14 protein-coding genes are annotated in these 13024 nt (G+C 62.9%); 5 read left to right on the top strand and 9 right to left on the bottom strand.

The features are described from left to right. Positions 1 to 32: 32 nt before the first annotated feature. The gene (locus ACN4E0_RS05540; protein ID WP_419566463.1) at positions 33 to 1364 is read right to left on the bottom strand and encodes an efflux RND transporter periplasmic adaptor subunit; all 1332 of its coding nucleotides are present in this window, start codon (positions 1362 to 1364) and stop codon (positions 33 to 35) included. A gap of 222 nt (positions 1365 to 1586) precedes the next feature. Then, entirely contained in the window at positions 1587 to 2186 is a 600-nt protein-coding gene (locus tag ACN4E0_RS05535; protein WP_419566462.1) for a TetR/AcrR family transcriptional regulator, read from the bottom strand. A gap of 334 nt (positions 2187 to 2520) precedes the next feature. Between ACN4E0_RS05535 and ACN4E0_RS05530 the strand changes: the two genes are divergently transcribed. Together ACN4E0_RS05530 and ACN4E0_RS05525 are read left to right on the top strand one after the other, a co-directional pair. Continuing rightward, positions 2521 to 3120, top strand: a complete 600-nt coding sequence (locus tag ACN4E0_RS05530; protein WP_419566461.1) for a helix-turn-helix domain-containing protein — start codon at positions 2521 to 2523, stop codon at positions 3118 to 3120. Between the two features lie 388 nt (positions 3121 to 3508). Continuing rightward, complete coding sequence (locus tag ACN4E0_RS05525) at positions 3509 to 4027, top strand: arginine N-succinyltransferase (protein WP_419566459.1); 519 nt, start codon at positions 3509 to 3511, stop codon at positions 4025 to 4027. Positions 4028 to 4074: 47 nt separating this feature from the next. On the opposite strand, the gene ACN4E0_RS05520 is transcribed toward ACN4E0_RS05525, so the two are convergent. The 7 genes from ACN4E0_RS05520 to ACN4E0_RS05490 all read right to left on the bottom strand — a co-directional run bounded on the left by ACN4E0_RS05520 (position 4075) and on the right by ACN4E0_RS05490 (position 11091). Further along, positions 4075 to 4317: a hypothetical protein gene (locus ACN4E0_RS05520; RefSeq protein WP_419566458.1), complete on the bottom strand. Its 243-nt coding sequence runs from the start codon at positions 4315 to 4317 to the stop codon at positions 4075 to 4077. Beyond that, the gene (locus tag ACN4E0_RS05515) at positions 4314 to 5378 is read right to left on the bottom strand and encodes a Leu/Phe/Val dehydrogenase (RefSeq protein ID WP_419566457.1); all 1065 of its coding nucleotides are present in this window, start codon (positions 5376 to 5378) and stop codon (positions 4314 to 4316) included. The genes ACN4E0_RS05520 and ACN4E0_RS05515 overlap by 4 nt, the downstream gene beginning before the upstream one ends. Before the next feature lie 642 nt (positions 5379 to 6020). Further along, positions 6021 to 6572, bottom strand: a complete 552-nt coding sequence (locus ACN4E0_RS05510; protein WP_419566455.1) for a nucleotidyltransferase family protein — start codon at positions 6570 to 6572, stop codon at positions 6021 to 6023. Next, positions 6565 to 7416 carry an XdhC family protein gene (locus ACN4E0_RS05505; RefSeq protein ID WP_419566454.1) on the bottom strand — a complete coding sequence of 284 codons (852 nt, stop codon included), beginning with the start codon at positions 7414 to 7416 and terminating at the stop codon, positions 6565 to 6567. Before ACN4E0_RS05505 ends, ACN4E0_RS05510 begins: the two co-directional genes overlap by 8 nt. Next, positions 7416 to 9605: a xanthine dehydrogenase family protein molybdopterin-binding subunit gene (locus ACN4E0_RS05500; RefSeq protein ID WP_419566453.1), complete on the bottom strand. Its 2190-nt coding sequence runs from the start codon at positions 9603 to 9605 to the stop codon at positions 7416 to 7418. The genes ACN4E0_RS05505 and ACN4E0_RS05500 overlap by 1 nt, the downstream gene beginning before the upstream one ends. Continuing rightward, the gene (locus ACN4E0_RS05495) at positions 9602 to 10588 is read right to left on the bottom strand and encodes an FAD binding domain-containing protein (RefSeq protein ID WP_419566452.1); all 987 of its coding nucleotides are present in this window, start codon (positions 10586 to 10588) and stop codon (positions 9602 to 9604) included. The genes ACN4E0_RS05500 and ACN4E0_RS05495 overlap by 4 nt, the downstream gene beginning before the upstream one ends. Beyond that, the gene (locus tag ACN4E0_RS05490) at positions 10585 to 11091 is read right to left on the bottom strand and encodes a 2Fe-2S iron-sulfur cluster-binding protein (RefSeq protein WP_419566451.1); all 507 of its coding nucleotides are present in this window, start codon (positions 11089 to 11091) and stop codon (positions 10585 to 10587) included. The genes ACN4E0_RS05495 and ACN4E0_RS05490 overlap by 4 nt, the downstream gene beginning before the upstream one ends. Before the next feature lie 183 nt (positions 11092 to 11274). Between ACN4E0_RS05490 and ACN4E0_RS05485 the strand changes: the two genes are divergently transcribed. The 3 genes from ACN4E0_RS05485 to ACN4E0_RS05475 all read left to right on the top strand — a co-directional run bounded on the left by ACN4E0_RS05485 (position 11275) and on the right by ACN4E0_RS05475 (position 13019). Then, entirely contained in the window at positions 11275 to 11481 is a 207-nt protein-coding gene (locus ACN4E0_RS05485) for a hypothetical protein (protein WP_419566450.1), read from the top strand. 256 nt (positions 11482 to 11737) lie between these two features. Then, positions 11738 to 12463, top strand: coding sequence for a guanitoxin biosynthesis heme-dependent pre-guanitoxin N-hydroxylase GntA (gene gntA / locus ACN4E0_RS05480; RefSeq protein WP_419566449.1), 726 nt, complete (start codon positions 11738 to 11740; stop codon positions 12461 to 12463). Further along, positions 12438 to 13019 (top strand): DUF1989 domain-containing protein, encoded by a 582-nt coding sequence (locus ACN4E0_RS05475; RefSeq protein WP_419566448.1) that lies wholly within the window; start codon positions 12438 to 12440, stop codon positions 13017 to 13019. The genes gntA and ACN4E0_RS05475 overlap by 26 nt, the downstream gene beginning before the upstream one ends. Positions 13020 to 13024: the final 5 nt, after the last annotated feature.

Raw genomic sequence — 13024 nt, 5'->3', positions numbered from 1 at the left:
TGGGGGGGACTGCCACGGGCCTTTGGGGCGTTTTAGCTGGCGAGATTGGCGGAGGCGGCGGGGAGTTCGTCAGGCGTTTCGCCGCCGCTCCGCCCAGAGGGGGCGATACGACCTTTCTCCGTCCTCACCTTCTGACCGGGTATGGCCATCTGCGAGCCCTTGATGATCACTCGGTCGGAGGGCGTTAGACCCTTGCTGATCACACGCAGGCGCCCGACGAGCGGGCCCAGTTCGACCTCGCGCGTGACGACCTTTTCGTCCTTCCCGACTACCAGCAGCAGTTTCCGCGTCTGGTCGGTCGTGACCGCGCTATCGGGAACAAGCAGCGCCTGATGCGTACCGCCAGTGGCGAGCCGCATGCGCCCGAACAGACCGGGCGCGAGGAAACCTTCGCCGTTGCGAACGACGGCGCGCGCCCGGATCGTGCCCGACTCGCTGTCCAGTCCATTGTCCGTGAAGTCCAGGACGCCGTGCCAGCTGTATTCGTTCTCGTCCTGGAGGCGAATTTCCACCGGAGTGTTCTTTTCGAGCCCGTCGCGCCGCGCCTTGAGGAAGAGCGCTTCGGAGCCGGCGAATTCGAAATAGATAGGATCGACGGCGTTTATCGTGGTCAGTAGCGTGGCCGCGCCCCCGCCGCCGCCCGAAACCAGATTGCCTGCATCGATACGGCGATCGGAGATGCGACCCGAGATGGGCGCGCGCACGGTGGTGAAACCGACATCGAGCGCCCGCGCCGAAGCTCGCGCCTTGGCAGCGGCGAGCGTCGCTTCGTTATTGCGTACTTCGGCGGTGAGGCGGTCGATTTCCGTTTCGGCTATGGCGTCGTCGGCGACCAGGCGCCGCGCGCGGGAAAGGTTTTCGCGCGAAAGGGCAAGTGCGCTCTGTGCCCGGGCAACTTCGGCCTGCTGCTCGGCCAGAGCGGCGCGAAAGGTACGCGAATCGATAGTGAAGAGCGGCGCGCCCTTGCGGACAAACTGGCCGTCGGTGAAATGGATGCGCGTAATCTCGCCGGATACCTGCGGACGTACCTCGACGCTGCGGCTCGCCTGGAATCGCCCGACGAATTCGTCCCATTCGGTGATCTCCTGCTGCAGCGGAACGGCAGCCATGACTACCGGAACCGGAGGAGCGGCAGAGGCCGACGGTTCACGGTTAAAGATCCACCAGCTGCCTGCGACAGCGAACAGCAGGATGATTGCCAGCAGCAGTCGCTTCCTGCGCGGTCGAGGATGCGAAGGCATGGCTCCCGTTTCGGAATCGGCGCTTTCCTGCGCCGTTTCATCCCCCAGGATTTCGGAGACATGCCGGGCCCGATCCTCCTCAGTTATATAGTCCGTATCGCGATCGAACGGTATGTCGAGCATGGGCATTCCTGACCTCATAGATACAAGCGATCGCGCCTTCGAAAGCGCGGCCTGCGAAGAAAAACGCGTGTGATCTGGATTGCCGGGGACCTGCGGTACCCGGTCGTCACGCAACGCAATCAGCGCTGCGGGACTTTCTGTACCGCTAAGTATGTAATCTGAAGTTCAGGTCAAGCGGATTTTTTGTACCGCTAGGTATTTTTTTCGCAACTGCGAAAGGACTCAGCGCGATGGCCAGGAGAGAAGCGCTGATTCAGCGACTTCCATAAGCTCTTGGCGGGTGGCGCCGGATTGCGCTTGCACCGAGATGCCCTGCATCAGCGCGAGCAGATAGCGAGTCATGGCGATCGCATTTGTCGGAACGGCGAAGTCGCCATCGTCAATGGCTTGCTGGATCCGGTCGATGATCAATTGTCTCGCCGACTCCGCCCGGGCATTGACGTCGTCACGGATGGACGGCTCGACACTCTGGCACGCAACCGACGAGATAACGCCCATACAGCCCCGGCACTCACCCCCGGTCGCCACGTCGACTGCGCCGATAAGAAGCGTTTCGGCCACAGCGCGCGCGGTTGGCGCTTCCACCGCCTCCCCGATATAGGCGAGCTTGTCTTTCTCGTAGAGATCGAGCGCCTGGCGGAACAGCGTTTCCTTGTTGCCGAAGGCCGCATAAAGACTGGGGCGGGTGATCCCCATCGCCTCGGTGAGATCGGTCAGCGAGGCGCCCTCGTAGCCCTTCATCCAGAACACGCGCAAAGCCTCGCCGAGCGCTTCGTCGGTGTCGAATTCGCGCGGACGACCGCGAGTGGCAAGCTTTTCCATACTTTCTAGTATAGAATTTTTACGGGGCCATTCAAGAGATGTCGCGCCTGACGTTTCCGAACGATGGCCGCCTCGCCCGCGATCCCGGAGCCGGCCTAGGAGCGAAAGTTCACGCTCCCGGGGGAACGCAACTTTGGCGATAAATCGCCAAAAAATCCTGATGTTCAGTCTCCGCCCACATTGCCCCTGCGACACTTGCAGTAGCTATGTGCCCCCCCTACGATGGGCTTGACTATCCTCGTAGGGACATAGCGGCCTGACCGGAAAGTTGCTGAAGCAGAGAGATCGCCGGTTTATGGATTCACATATCAATCGACCTACCCTTGCGAGTGTCATGCGCGGGATTCGGGCCCGCAACCAGTGGACACTCAAACAGATGAGCGAGAAGTGCGGGATCCCGGTATCGACCCTTTCGAAGGTCGAGCACGATCGTCTCACTCTGAGCTACGACAAGCTCCAGCAGGTCAGCGAACGCCTCGACATCAGGATGTCCGATCTGTTTGCCGAGAGCGAAAGCCGGGAGGGTCCGGTGGTCACCGGCAGGCGCTCGATTGGAAAGATCGAGGATGCTGTCCAGGTGACCACGGATAACTACGACTATCATTATCTGTGTACCGACTTGCGGCACAAACGGATGATACCCATCGTCACGCGAATCCGGGCACGCAGCGCTGCCGAATTCGGCGATCTGGTCAAGCACCATGGCGAGGAATTCATCTACGTCATCGAAGGATCGATCGAGGTGCACACCGAATTCTACGATCCCACGGTGCTCGAGCAGGGCCAGAGCATATATCTGGATTCGTCGATGGGACATGCCTATGTCGCCGCGAAGGGTTGCGAGGAGGCGGTGGTGCTGGGCGTGTGCTCGAGTTCCGGCGAAGGACTGCTAGACGCGCTCATGAACTTGCGGAGCAATGCAGCCGGGAAGTGAGGGCTGCCTCAACCAGGTCGGCCGCCTCAAGCTTCCACAAACCTCAGTCAACCCGCAGTTCGCGCAGAAGAGTGCCCTGCCGCGAGTGCCGTCGGCCCTGAAACAACTTGGCCGCCCGCATTCAACGACGAAGCCAGTTCGCGCGATCGTCGTCGACAGGGTTGCAGCGCCCTCTAAAGGGTATTGGCAGTCACGATGATGGCGAGCCACCCCGACGTCCCCTCAAGGTCCGGCACCAGCGCCCATCGGACCCGTTTCCCCGGAAGGGAATCAGTACGATTCACGCCTGGTTGTTTCTCATCCACGCCACGAAGGGAACGGGCGTTGGGCGCCTCATGGCCCGGGCGCGCTAGGTGCTGTTCGCCTGCTTTCCCTCGCGTTCTCGGACATGATCATCGCCGAACTGAGGGGCTGGCAGGATGAAAAGGGGAACAGCCCTTTCAGGGATGGCCTGGGACATCGCTTCTTCGCTATGGATTTCGCCAGTGCCGATCTGGCCAGTGCAACGGCAGGCAGTGAATTCATTGCCGAGCTCATGCCCAAGTTGCCGCTCTATCTCGACCTCTTGCCCGATGACGCTGCCAACTGCGTCGGGAAGGCACACTCCGTAAGCGCAATCGCGATGAAGATGCCCGTCGATGAAGGGTTCAGACAGGGAGGCTATGTCGACATTTTCGATGGAGGTCCCCAGCTGGCCGCGCGTCGTGACACAATAAGCACGGTCAGAAAGACGCGTTTCGTCCGGCTTGGCGAGATCGCGAAACACCGCGAGGAAGTCGGACTGATCGCCAAGCCGCAACTGGACGATTTTCGCATGGTGGCGAGCGGTGAAGGAGCGACGCTGGACGAGATGGCAAGCGTCCTCGCACTTTCGAGCCAGGACGTCGCCGCGGTGTGTTTCGATTGAATTGGCAAGCTGCCCGTAACTGCGGCCGCCCAACGACCCACGCCCGCTCACGCTGCGATACAGCTATCCACCCCGACAAAGGCAGCGATCTTGCGATTGACTGCCTGCTGCTCGACGCTCCCGAGAGCGTCGACCATGAGCACCGCCTCCATCGTATTGCCGTCGACCCGCACCTGCATTGCCGGTGGTGGAAGGTCCAGTTGGGCAAAGATTCCCACGACCCGGGCGAGCAGGCCGGAGTCAGCCGCCCCCCGCATCGTGAGAACCTTTATTCCCTTCTCGTTGTTCACGCAGCCGCAGCCTCCTTGCGCGCGGGCTGTGCCAGTCGCTCGCGTGCAAGGGCATCGGCAGCCCGGTGCGTGGGCAGGCCGGCATCGTCTGCGTACCGCAGGACGTCCGCAAGGCGGTCGCCCGATCCCCGGACCCGGGCCTCGACCTCGACCGTGGTCCATCCGAGATATTCGGCACACACATTGATGATGCCCCCGGCATTGACGACGTAGTCGGGCGCATAAAGGACCCCGCGCTCGGCAAGGGCGTCACCGTCCTCGGGCGAGGCCAGGACATTGTTGGCCGCGCCGCAGACAAGACGCGCCTTCAGCCGCGGGACGCTTTCGCGATCGAGCACGGCTCCCAGCGCGCAAGGGGCGAAAACATCGCACTGCGCATCGAGGATCGAGTTGGAATGGGCGATTTCCGCCCCATACTTGCAGGCCACCTCGGCCGCGACGCCCTCGCGCGGTTCCGCCACGACGAGCCTCGCGCCAGCTTCATGCAGCAATTCGCACAGCGCCGAGCCGACATGGCCCAGCCCCTGGACCGCAACCTTGAGGCCGGCGAGGTCGCCGCCGAACTTGTAGCGCACTGCCCTTTGCATCGAGACGAATACGCCGAGCGCGGTCCAGGGGGAGGGATCGCCGCCCGGCTTGCCCTCCACGGCCGAAAGGCCCGCCACGTGCCGCGTCTGGAGCCGCACGGTTTCCATATCCTCGACGCTGGTGCCCACGTCCTCGGCTGTCACATAGTCCCCGCGCAGGCGTTCGACGGCGCGCCCGAAGGCCTCGAAGAGCTTTCGGCGATCGAACTCTCCGCGCGGGAGGTTGATGACCGATTTGCCGCCGCCGAGAGGCAGATCCGCCATCGCATTCTTGTAGGCCATGCCTTCCGCCAAACGCAGGGCATCGTGGGCCATGGACGCCTGGTCGGCGTAGCGCCAAGCCCGACAACCGCCGGCGGCAGGACCGAGGCGTGTCGAATGCAGGACGATGACCCCCTCCAGCCCCGATTCGGGATCGGACAGGAGGTGTACGGTTTCGGGTGGAAAGGCGGGATTGAAATCGAGTTCTTGCATGACAATGTCTCCGTGGTTCGGAGCTCTTTTTGGTGCATGTCTGCGGGTTTTTCTGGCCTAATGAGCGGACGGATATTGCACCGGGAGGCAAGGTTGACCCGACCAACACCGATATCCGGTCAAACTTTCCGCGGGTTATCGAATCGGCAATGCGGTGGTGGATTTGATCTCGGACAGGGCGATGGTCGAGTTGACCCAGAGCAGCAGAACGAGGGCTTGGCTTATGGCTTCGATGGCATACAGCATCCAAAGTCCGCAAAGGTGTAGCCATGACGAAAGTCCCTCCGCCCGCAACCCGCCCCGAGGACGCAGCCACCGTGCCTGGCCCGATCCCGCATCCGGAACAATCGTCGAACGCCCCCCACCAGGGTGTTCTCGTGAAGGGCGAACGGCGAGGATGGACCCAAGGCGTTCTACATTCACATCGAAGCCAAACCGGGCAAGGAAGATGATGTCGTGCAGATGGGCCGTTAGCGGTCCGCCCGGTCTCGGCTCGAAGGACTCGAGGCTGCCCCTTCGTCCGGGAACCGGGCAGGTGGGTCCTCGAGGCGCTTGCCTCGATTTCGCCGACCCCACGCTAGCGCTATGGAAAGACAGTCCACATCGGCGCCGATGGCGTTCGAGCGACGATAACCCGACCTGTCAGTGTTCGATGTAACGATCTTCTCGCAGGTCCACATCGAACAAGAGAGTTGGATCGGCCGGTTCGATTATCGACAGATTTGGCAGGTCCAGACCTCGGGCTCCTCGATCGCCCGTCAAATTGCGCAACTCTGCGAAGGTTTCGCCATCGAAGCCTGCAGGGCATCCGGCACTGCCGTCCTCGTATCCGGTGAAAACAGCTCCCCTGCCGGATGCGATCCGCCGCAGGTGCGCCGCGCTCATCATCGGCATATCGGCGAGGCCGATTACCACACGATCGTGGTGCATCGCGGCGGAAACACCCGCGGCGATCGAGGTTCCCATGCCCTGTGCGGCATCGGCGTTTACGACTTCTTCCCAACCGGCTGGCACCCTGACGGACGAGTGCTCGCCGATCACCAGAAACCGCTCGTGAAAGCCCGCCTCCTCTGCCGCATCGGCGGCCCAGCGCCACAGGGGTTTGCCCTTGTATGGGCTGATAAGCTTGTCTCCCCCGAAACGCTCGCTGCGACCGGCTGCGAGCAGGATGAATGCAATCGTCCGGTCAGGCACTGGTACGCAATCGCTCATATTGCGCGACCACTTCAGCCAGCGCGGACAGCGCCATCGCCGCGGGGGTCTTGCATGAAGGGATAAGGCCGACCGGGCTGCGGATGCGCGCAATCTGCTCTTCAGGTACGCCGCGGCGGGTCAGGCCGAGCGAGCGAGCCTCACGCGCTCTTTCCCCACCCTGGGCGCCCACGAAGAACACATCGCTCGCAAGCACCTGTTCGAGCAGGGCCATTTCCCATTCGTGGTCGTGAAACAGAAGGAGCGCCGCAGTCCATCGATCGAGCAGACAATTCGGGGCTGGCTTGCCGAGCGACAGGTGGGTCTTGTCGTAGGTCGTGACATCCAGCCGCAAGGTTGTGGCCAGGTCTTCCACATACGCCAACTCCGGTCCCTCCCCGAAAACCGCCAGTCGCAGGGAGGGCAGGTAGCGGCGTGTCGCAAGCCGTGAAACGCATGGAAGGGTAAGATCGGCGGGGGTGCGCTTCGCCAGCCGGTTCATCGCCATGCGGCAGGCCGCCCGGTCCGGGAAGGGATCGAGCAGGATGTCGAGCCCTCCGCCGCAGGGCAGGCGGAAATCGATCCTTCCCGATCCGGCGCCATAACGGATCACCCGCGGCTCGGCGCAATCGAGGAGGTCCGACGCTAGCTGCGCTTCGAGACAGCCATCGGAGAGACTTCCGACAGTCGACCCATCAGCCTTTACAGCCAGTTGAGCGCCCAACCGCCGTGAGAAGCTGCCCTCGATACCGACGATGGTGCACAAGCCTGCGCCCGGTTCGCAAGCCGCGGCAAGCGCCTCATGGTCCTCGTCCGTGACCTCGGCCGCATCCAGCTGCCGCAGCATCAGTCCGGCATCGCTGCCAGGACGCGGTCGGGCGTCATCGGATAATCGAAGATGCGCGCCCCACAGGCATTGTAGATGGCATTCGCGATCGCCGCCGCCCCGCCGCACATCCCGAGTTCGCCGATGCCCTTGGCCTGAATCGGACTCGCCGCAGGATCGCGCTCCTCGACCAGGAGAACCTCGAGGTCCGGCACGTCGCGATTCACGGGCACGTGGTATTCGGCGAGGTCGCAATTGACGAGATGCCCGTCGCGCGGATCGAATTCCAGCGCCTCGGTAAGCGCGACGCCGATGCTCCACGTGATGCCGCCCAAACATTGCGATCGCGCCGTCTGGTGATTGAGCACCCGGCCGAACCCGAACGCGCCGAGCATCCGGTCGACCCTCGTTTCCCCAGTGAAGCGATTGACGCGTACCTGCGCGAAGAACGCCCCGAAACCGGAGGCGGTGTAGTCGTCCTCGATGTCGCCTGGCTCATAGTGACCCTCGCGAGCGATATCCTTTCCCTCGAGCAAACCGACCAGCGCCTCGCCCGAAGCGGCCTTGCCGTCCGCCAGATCGAGGTCGGTTTCCTTCACCCCGAGCTTGTCCGCGATTTCCTCGCGAATGGCCTTGCATGCGACATAGACCGCCGAACCGATGGAAGCCGCGCCCCAGCTGCCGCCAGAGCCCGGTCCTCGCGGATGGCGGGTGTCGCCCAGTTCGACGAGGACGCTGTCGGGTGCGAGGCCGAGCATTTCTCCCGCGAGCTGGGCCAGGATGGTATAGGTGCCGGTGCCGATATCGGTCATGTCGGTTTCGACCAGCGCGGTTCCGTCGGCTTTCAGGGTAACGCGGGCTTTCGCTTCCGCGACGTTGTGGACTCGCGCCGCGCTGGCCATGCCGGTGCCGACCCACCATTCGCCATCCCGACGATGCCTCGGCTTGCGCGGCCCGCTGTCCCAACCGAACGCCTCCGCACCCTGCCTCAAGCATTCCGCGAGCTTGTGCGAGGAGAACGGCAGGTCTTCCTCCGGGTTCTGGTCGGGGATGTTTCTCAGACGCAGTTCGACCGGATCGATACCCGCCTTTTCGGCCAGCACGTCCATCGCGCTTTCGAGTGCGGGCATGCCCACCGCCTCACCGGGAGCGCGAACCGAGCCAGCGGTCATGCGATGGATGCGGGCCACTTCGAGCATGAGCTCGCGGTTTTCGCCGCCGTAAAGGAAATGCGAGGACTGGAGGACCGGCTCGACGAAGGTTTCACCCGGGAGGTTCGACGCGAGTGCATAATGGCCGAAGCCGGTCAGCCTGCCGTCCTCGCCCGCTGCAAGCCGCAAGCGCTGCGTCGTTTCGGAGCGCCGCATGATGCATTGGAAGACCTGCTGGCGGGAGAGGACCACCTTGACCGGTCGATCCAGTTCCTTCGCCGCTATCGCCGCCGCGACGACCTCTTCGCTGATTCCCAGCTTGGAGCCGAACCCCCCACCGACGAAGCGCGAGATCAGGCGAATGTTTTCCTCTTCCATGCCCAGCGCGTCTGCCAGCTCGCTGATATTGTAGTTGAGCATCTGCAGCGACGCGTAAACCGTCAGCTTGTCGCCATCCCACCAGGCGATGGCGGCATGCGGCTCCATGGCCGCGGAGGCATGCCCCTTGGTCGTGTAGGTGAGATCGACGGTATGAGCGGCCCCGGCCATCGCATGGGCAAGGTCGCCTTGCCGGACGGTCTCATCGTCCTGCTCTTCCGGCTCGACCGCCTGCGGATCGAGAGGAGCGCCTTCCTCTTCGTGGTACTCTACGGCGAGATGTTTCGCCGCATCGCGCGCTTGCTCGAAAGTCTCCGCCACCACGAGGGCGACAGGCTGGCCCCAGTAGCAGACCGTTTTCGGCCCCTGTTTGGGAGCTTCGTCGGCCGTACCTTGCGCCGCGCGGGTAGTGAGTTTGGGATCGTCGATGACTGCAATGACGCCCGGCATGCCCAGCACGGCATCCTTGTCGATACCCAGAACCTCTCCCTGCGTGATGGTCGATGTGACCAGCACACCCTCGGCACAGCCCTCGGCCGGATATTCGGCAGCATAGCGCGCCGTTCCGGTTACCTTAGCCAAGCCTTCGACGCGCGGAACGGCCTTGCCAAGCACCCCCTGCTTCATCGCATCGAGGCGGTTGGACCGGTCCGGCTTGTCCTGTTTCATGTGGGCAGTCATGGCGCGCCCTCCGCTGCGTGTTCGAGGACTGCGTGAAGCGCGCGCCGGGCGAGCGGGATCTTGAAGTCGTTTTCGCCGAAGCCGCGCGCATCTTCGAGAAGGATGTCGGCCGCGCGATCGATCGTTTCGCTTGTCGGAGACTGGCCGATCAAGGCTTCGCCGATACGCGGATCATGCCAGGGCTTGTGCGCCAGACCGCCGAAAGCAAGGTCCGCCCGCGTGAACAGGCCGTCTTCGATCCCGACGACGGCGGCGACCGAGACCAGGGCAAAGGCATAGGACGACCGCTCGCGCACCTTGCGGTAGATCTGGGTGCCCCCCACCGGAGGCGGCAGGGTGATAGCCGTGATAAGTTCGCCCTCTTCGAGCACGTTCTCACGCCAGGGCGTATCGCCCGGCAGACAATGGAACTCGCGGACCGGCACCTTCCGCTTCCCCCCATCGGCCATCGCAATATCGACGGTGGCGTCCAGGGCGCTGAGCGCGACCGCCATGTCTCCGGGGTAGGTCGCGATACATTGCTCGCTCGTGCCCAGGATGGCGTGCAATTTAGCGATCCCCTCGATCGCGCCGCAGCCGCTGCCCGGATCGCGCTTGTTGCAGGGCTGATCGATATTGGTGAAGTAGAAGCACCGCGTTCGCTGACACAGGTTCCCCCCGTTCGTCGCCTTGTTGCGGAGCTGCTGCGTCGCGCCGGAAAGAATTGCGCGTGCCAGGACCGGATAATCGGCACGAACGCGCGGGTGGACGGCGGTGGCGGTGTTTGTCGCCAGGGCTCCGAGCGAGAGTCCGCCAGCCTGCGTGTCCTCGATCTGGCCGAAACCGAGCCGATTGATGTCCGCGAGCTTTTCCGGCGTTTCAACCTGCAGCTTCATCAGGTCGAGGAGGTTGGTGCCCCCGGCGATCGCCATCGCGCTTTCGTCTGCAATGGCGCGGGTTGCCTCTTCGACGCTGCGTGGCCTGCCATACGCAAAGGGTCTCATGCGCTCTTCTCCGCCACGTCGCGGATTGCGGCGACGATATTGGCGTAGGCCCCGCAGCGGCACAGATTGCCGCTCATGCGCTCGCGTATCTCCTCGTCGGTGACCTTCATCGCTTGTTCGAGGCTCCCGCTGGCATCGCTGGGCCAGTCATCGGCAATCTCCTGCAACATGGCGGTAGCCGAACATATCTGGCCCGGGGTGCAGTACCCGCACTGGAAGCCATCATGCTCGAGAAAGGCCTTCTGCAGATCGGACGGCTGGTCAGGCGTCCCCAGCCCTTCGATCGTGGTCACCTCGTCGCCGTCGTGCATGGCAGCCAGCGTGAGGCAGCTGTTGATCCGAATCCCGTTGACGATGACAGTGCAGGCCCCGCACTGGCCGTGGTCGCACCCCTTCTTGGTGCCGGTCAGGCCAAGATCGTGGCGCAGGAAATCGAGCAGCGATGTACGGGGATCGTCGGGCAATCGCTGCGGGGTACCGTTGACGGAAATGGTATCGGACAAGAGCGCCTCCTCAATGCAAGAACCATCAAAACGGCGAAGGTGTCCTCGGACACCGAGAATTACCGGCAAGCAAGTGCTGCATCGTTCGTGCCGCGGGTTTACGCCGAGGAAGCTATCAAATGTCAAATCGCATTCGCTGGACCGGATCGCTAGCTCCGCCTTCCGCTGTTTTGGAGGTCGGGCATGTCACTCTACACCGTGCATTACACATTGTCGGGCGATCCGGAGGTCGAAGCAGGGATGGAATACCATTCCGACACACTGGAAGGGGTCTTTGCGAAGTTGGAACGCATTCACGGGTTGTCATCGGCAGCTTTGTACGAGGATCACCACCGGATCGGCATATTGCGTCGAAGCACGACCGGGATCTGGGAAGTAAGCCAAGGGTGAAACCGCTCGATGGCCGACGCGTCAGACTGGCCGATCTCCAGCAGAAATCCCAGGCACGGCACCAGTTGCCTTGCTGCTCTACATCCTGATTCTGGCGACAAAGCGCAGGAGCTTCACGCCGAACTTGAGTATCGAGCGCACCCGGGCGAATACGATGGGTAGCGTCGACCGCAAATGCGGCGCCAACGAGGCGGCTGAAACGCCTGATAAATGTTGCATGCAGGGATCGTAGCCGGTTGCATGGCGTACAGTGCCCATGCAGTCTTATTCTGACCCGTCTTCGCTGCTCCTTCCGGTGGATGCTGCCAAACTCGAAAGCGGATTGAGAGATCACGTCAAGGCGCCCGATTTTCCTTGCGTCGGGGCGAAATCGGCTTTGGCGCGAGGCACGCTGCGGACCGTCTCCGCCTGGTCCATGACGAGCGGCTGGGACGATATGCGCATCCACCACGAGTTACTCGAATGGAGCGAAGGATATCGCAGCGATCCGGATGGACTGCGCAGCCTGGCGGTGGTTTTCTCCGGTCCCGACGATCTGAGCGAAGAGGAATTCGAGGCAGCGATGTGGGAACGCCTCCAATCCTTGGCTCACAAGGATGCGTGGCTCGGCCAACCCTACGACCCCCGAGTAAGCGCCGCTCCCGACAGCCCGCATTTTTCGCTGAGCTTCGGCAAGGAAGCCTACTTCGTGGTGGGCCTCCATCCGCGCGCCTCGCGCCCCGCTCGACGCACGGCCTATCCGACGATGGTATTCAACCTGCACGCTCAGTTCGAGCGATTGCGGGAGGAGGGACAATATGAACGCATGCGGGAACGTATTCTTGCCCGCGACGTGGACCTGTGCGGCTCGACCAACCCTATGCTCGCCCGCCACGGAGACGGAAGCGAGGCACGGCAATACAGCGGTCGGCCGGTAGACCAGAACTGGAAATGCCCATTCAAGGACCCTCGGACGAATGACGACCCGAATTCCGCCGCGTAGCGGCGTAGCATTTACGCTCGACACGGATCAGGAGCTGGTGGTCATCGACCCGGAGGGCGGCCAGGTGAGCGACTTGCTTGCCTACGGCAGGGAAGACCCTCGCGAGGTCATCTCCAATGGCCGTACTTTCGATTATGAAGAGACCACGCGCCTCACGTCCGGCAACGCGCTGTGGTCCAATCGATCAGAGCGGTTGTTGGAGATCGTCGAGGACACAGTGGGCGAGCACGACTTCCTGCTGACGCCCTGTTCCACTGATACCTTTCGCCACTTCTATCCCGACAAGCCCGTTCACCCGGGCTGTTTCGGGAACCTCGCACGCGCACTCGGGCCCTTCGGCATCGAGGAACATACCATCCCGACCGCCTTCAACGTGTTCATGAACGTTCCGGTCGATCAGCGGACCGGTCGCCTGTCCGTTGAACCGCCCCGCACGCGCCCGGGAGATTTCATCCGCTTGCGGGCATGCAAGCCGCTGATCGTGGGTCTGACCGCGTGCTCGGCCTATGCGTCCAACGGGGGCAGCTTCAAGCCGATCGACTACAGGATCGAATAGTGCGA

The sequence above is a fragment of the Qipengyuania sp. genome, assembly GCF_048550555.1.
Taxonomy (GTDB): Bacteria; Pseudomonadota; Alphaproteobacteria; order Sphingomonadales; family Sphingomonadaceae; genus Qipengyuania.
The sequence above is the reverse complement of the archived record's forward strand: the minus strand, read 5'-3'. Positions and strand labels throughout refer to the sequence as shown.

Coding starts and splice junctions, on each gene's coding strand:
- ACN4E0_RS05540 (WP_419566463.1), bottom strand. CDS start 1,364: ATGCTCGACATACCGTTCGATCGCGATACGGACTATATAACTGAGGAG.
- ACN4E0_RS05535 (WP_419566462.1), bottom strand. CDS start 2,186: ATGGAAAAGCTTGCCACTCGCGGTCGTCCGCGCGAATTCGACACCGAC.
- ACN4E0_RS05530 (WP_419566461.1), top strand. CDS start 2,521: ATGCGCGGGATTCGGGCCCGCAACCAGTGGACACTCAAACAGATGAGC.
- ACN4E0_RS05525 (WP_419566459.1), top strand. CDS start 3,509: ATGATCATCGCCGAACTGAGGGGCTGGCAGGATGAAAAGGGGAACAGC.
- ACN4E0_RS05515 (WP_419566457.1), bottom strand. CDS start 5,378: ATGCAAGAACTCGATTTCAATCCCGCCTTTCCACCCGAAACCGTACAC.
- ACN4E0_RS05505 (WP_419566454.1), bottom strand. CDS start 7,416: ATGCTGCGGCAGCTGGATGCGGCCGAGGTCACGGACGAGGACCATGAG.
- ACN4E0_RS05500 (WP_419566453.1), bottom strand. CDS start 9,605: ATGACTGCCCACATGAAACAGGACAAGCCGGACCGGTCCAACCGCCTC.
- ACN4E0_RS05495 (WP_419566452.1), bottom strand. CDS start 10,588: ATGAGACCCTTTGCGTATGGCAGGCCACGCAGCGTCGAAGAGGCAACC.
- ACN4E0_RS05485 (WP_419566450.1), top strand. CDS start 11,275: ATGTCACTCTACACCGTGCATTACACATTGTCGGGCGATCCGGAGGTC.
- gntA (WP_419566449.1), top strand. CDS start 11,738: ATGCAGTCTTATTCTGACCCGTCTTCGCTGCTCCTTCCGGTGGATGCT.
- ACN4E0_RS05475 (WP_419566448.1), top strand. CDS start 12,438: ATGACGACCCGAATTCCGCCGCGTAGCGGCGTAGCATTTACGCTCGAC.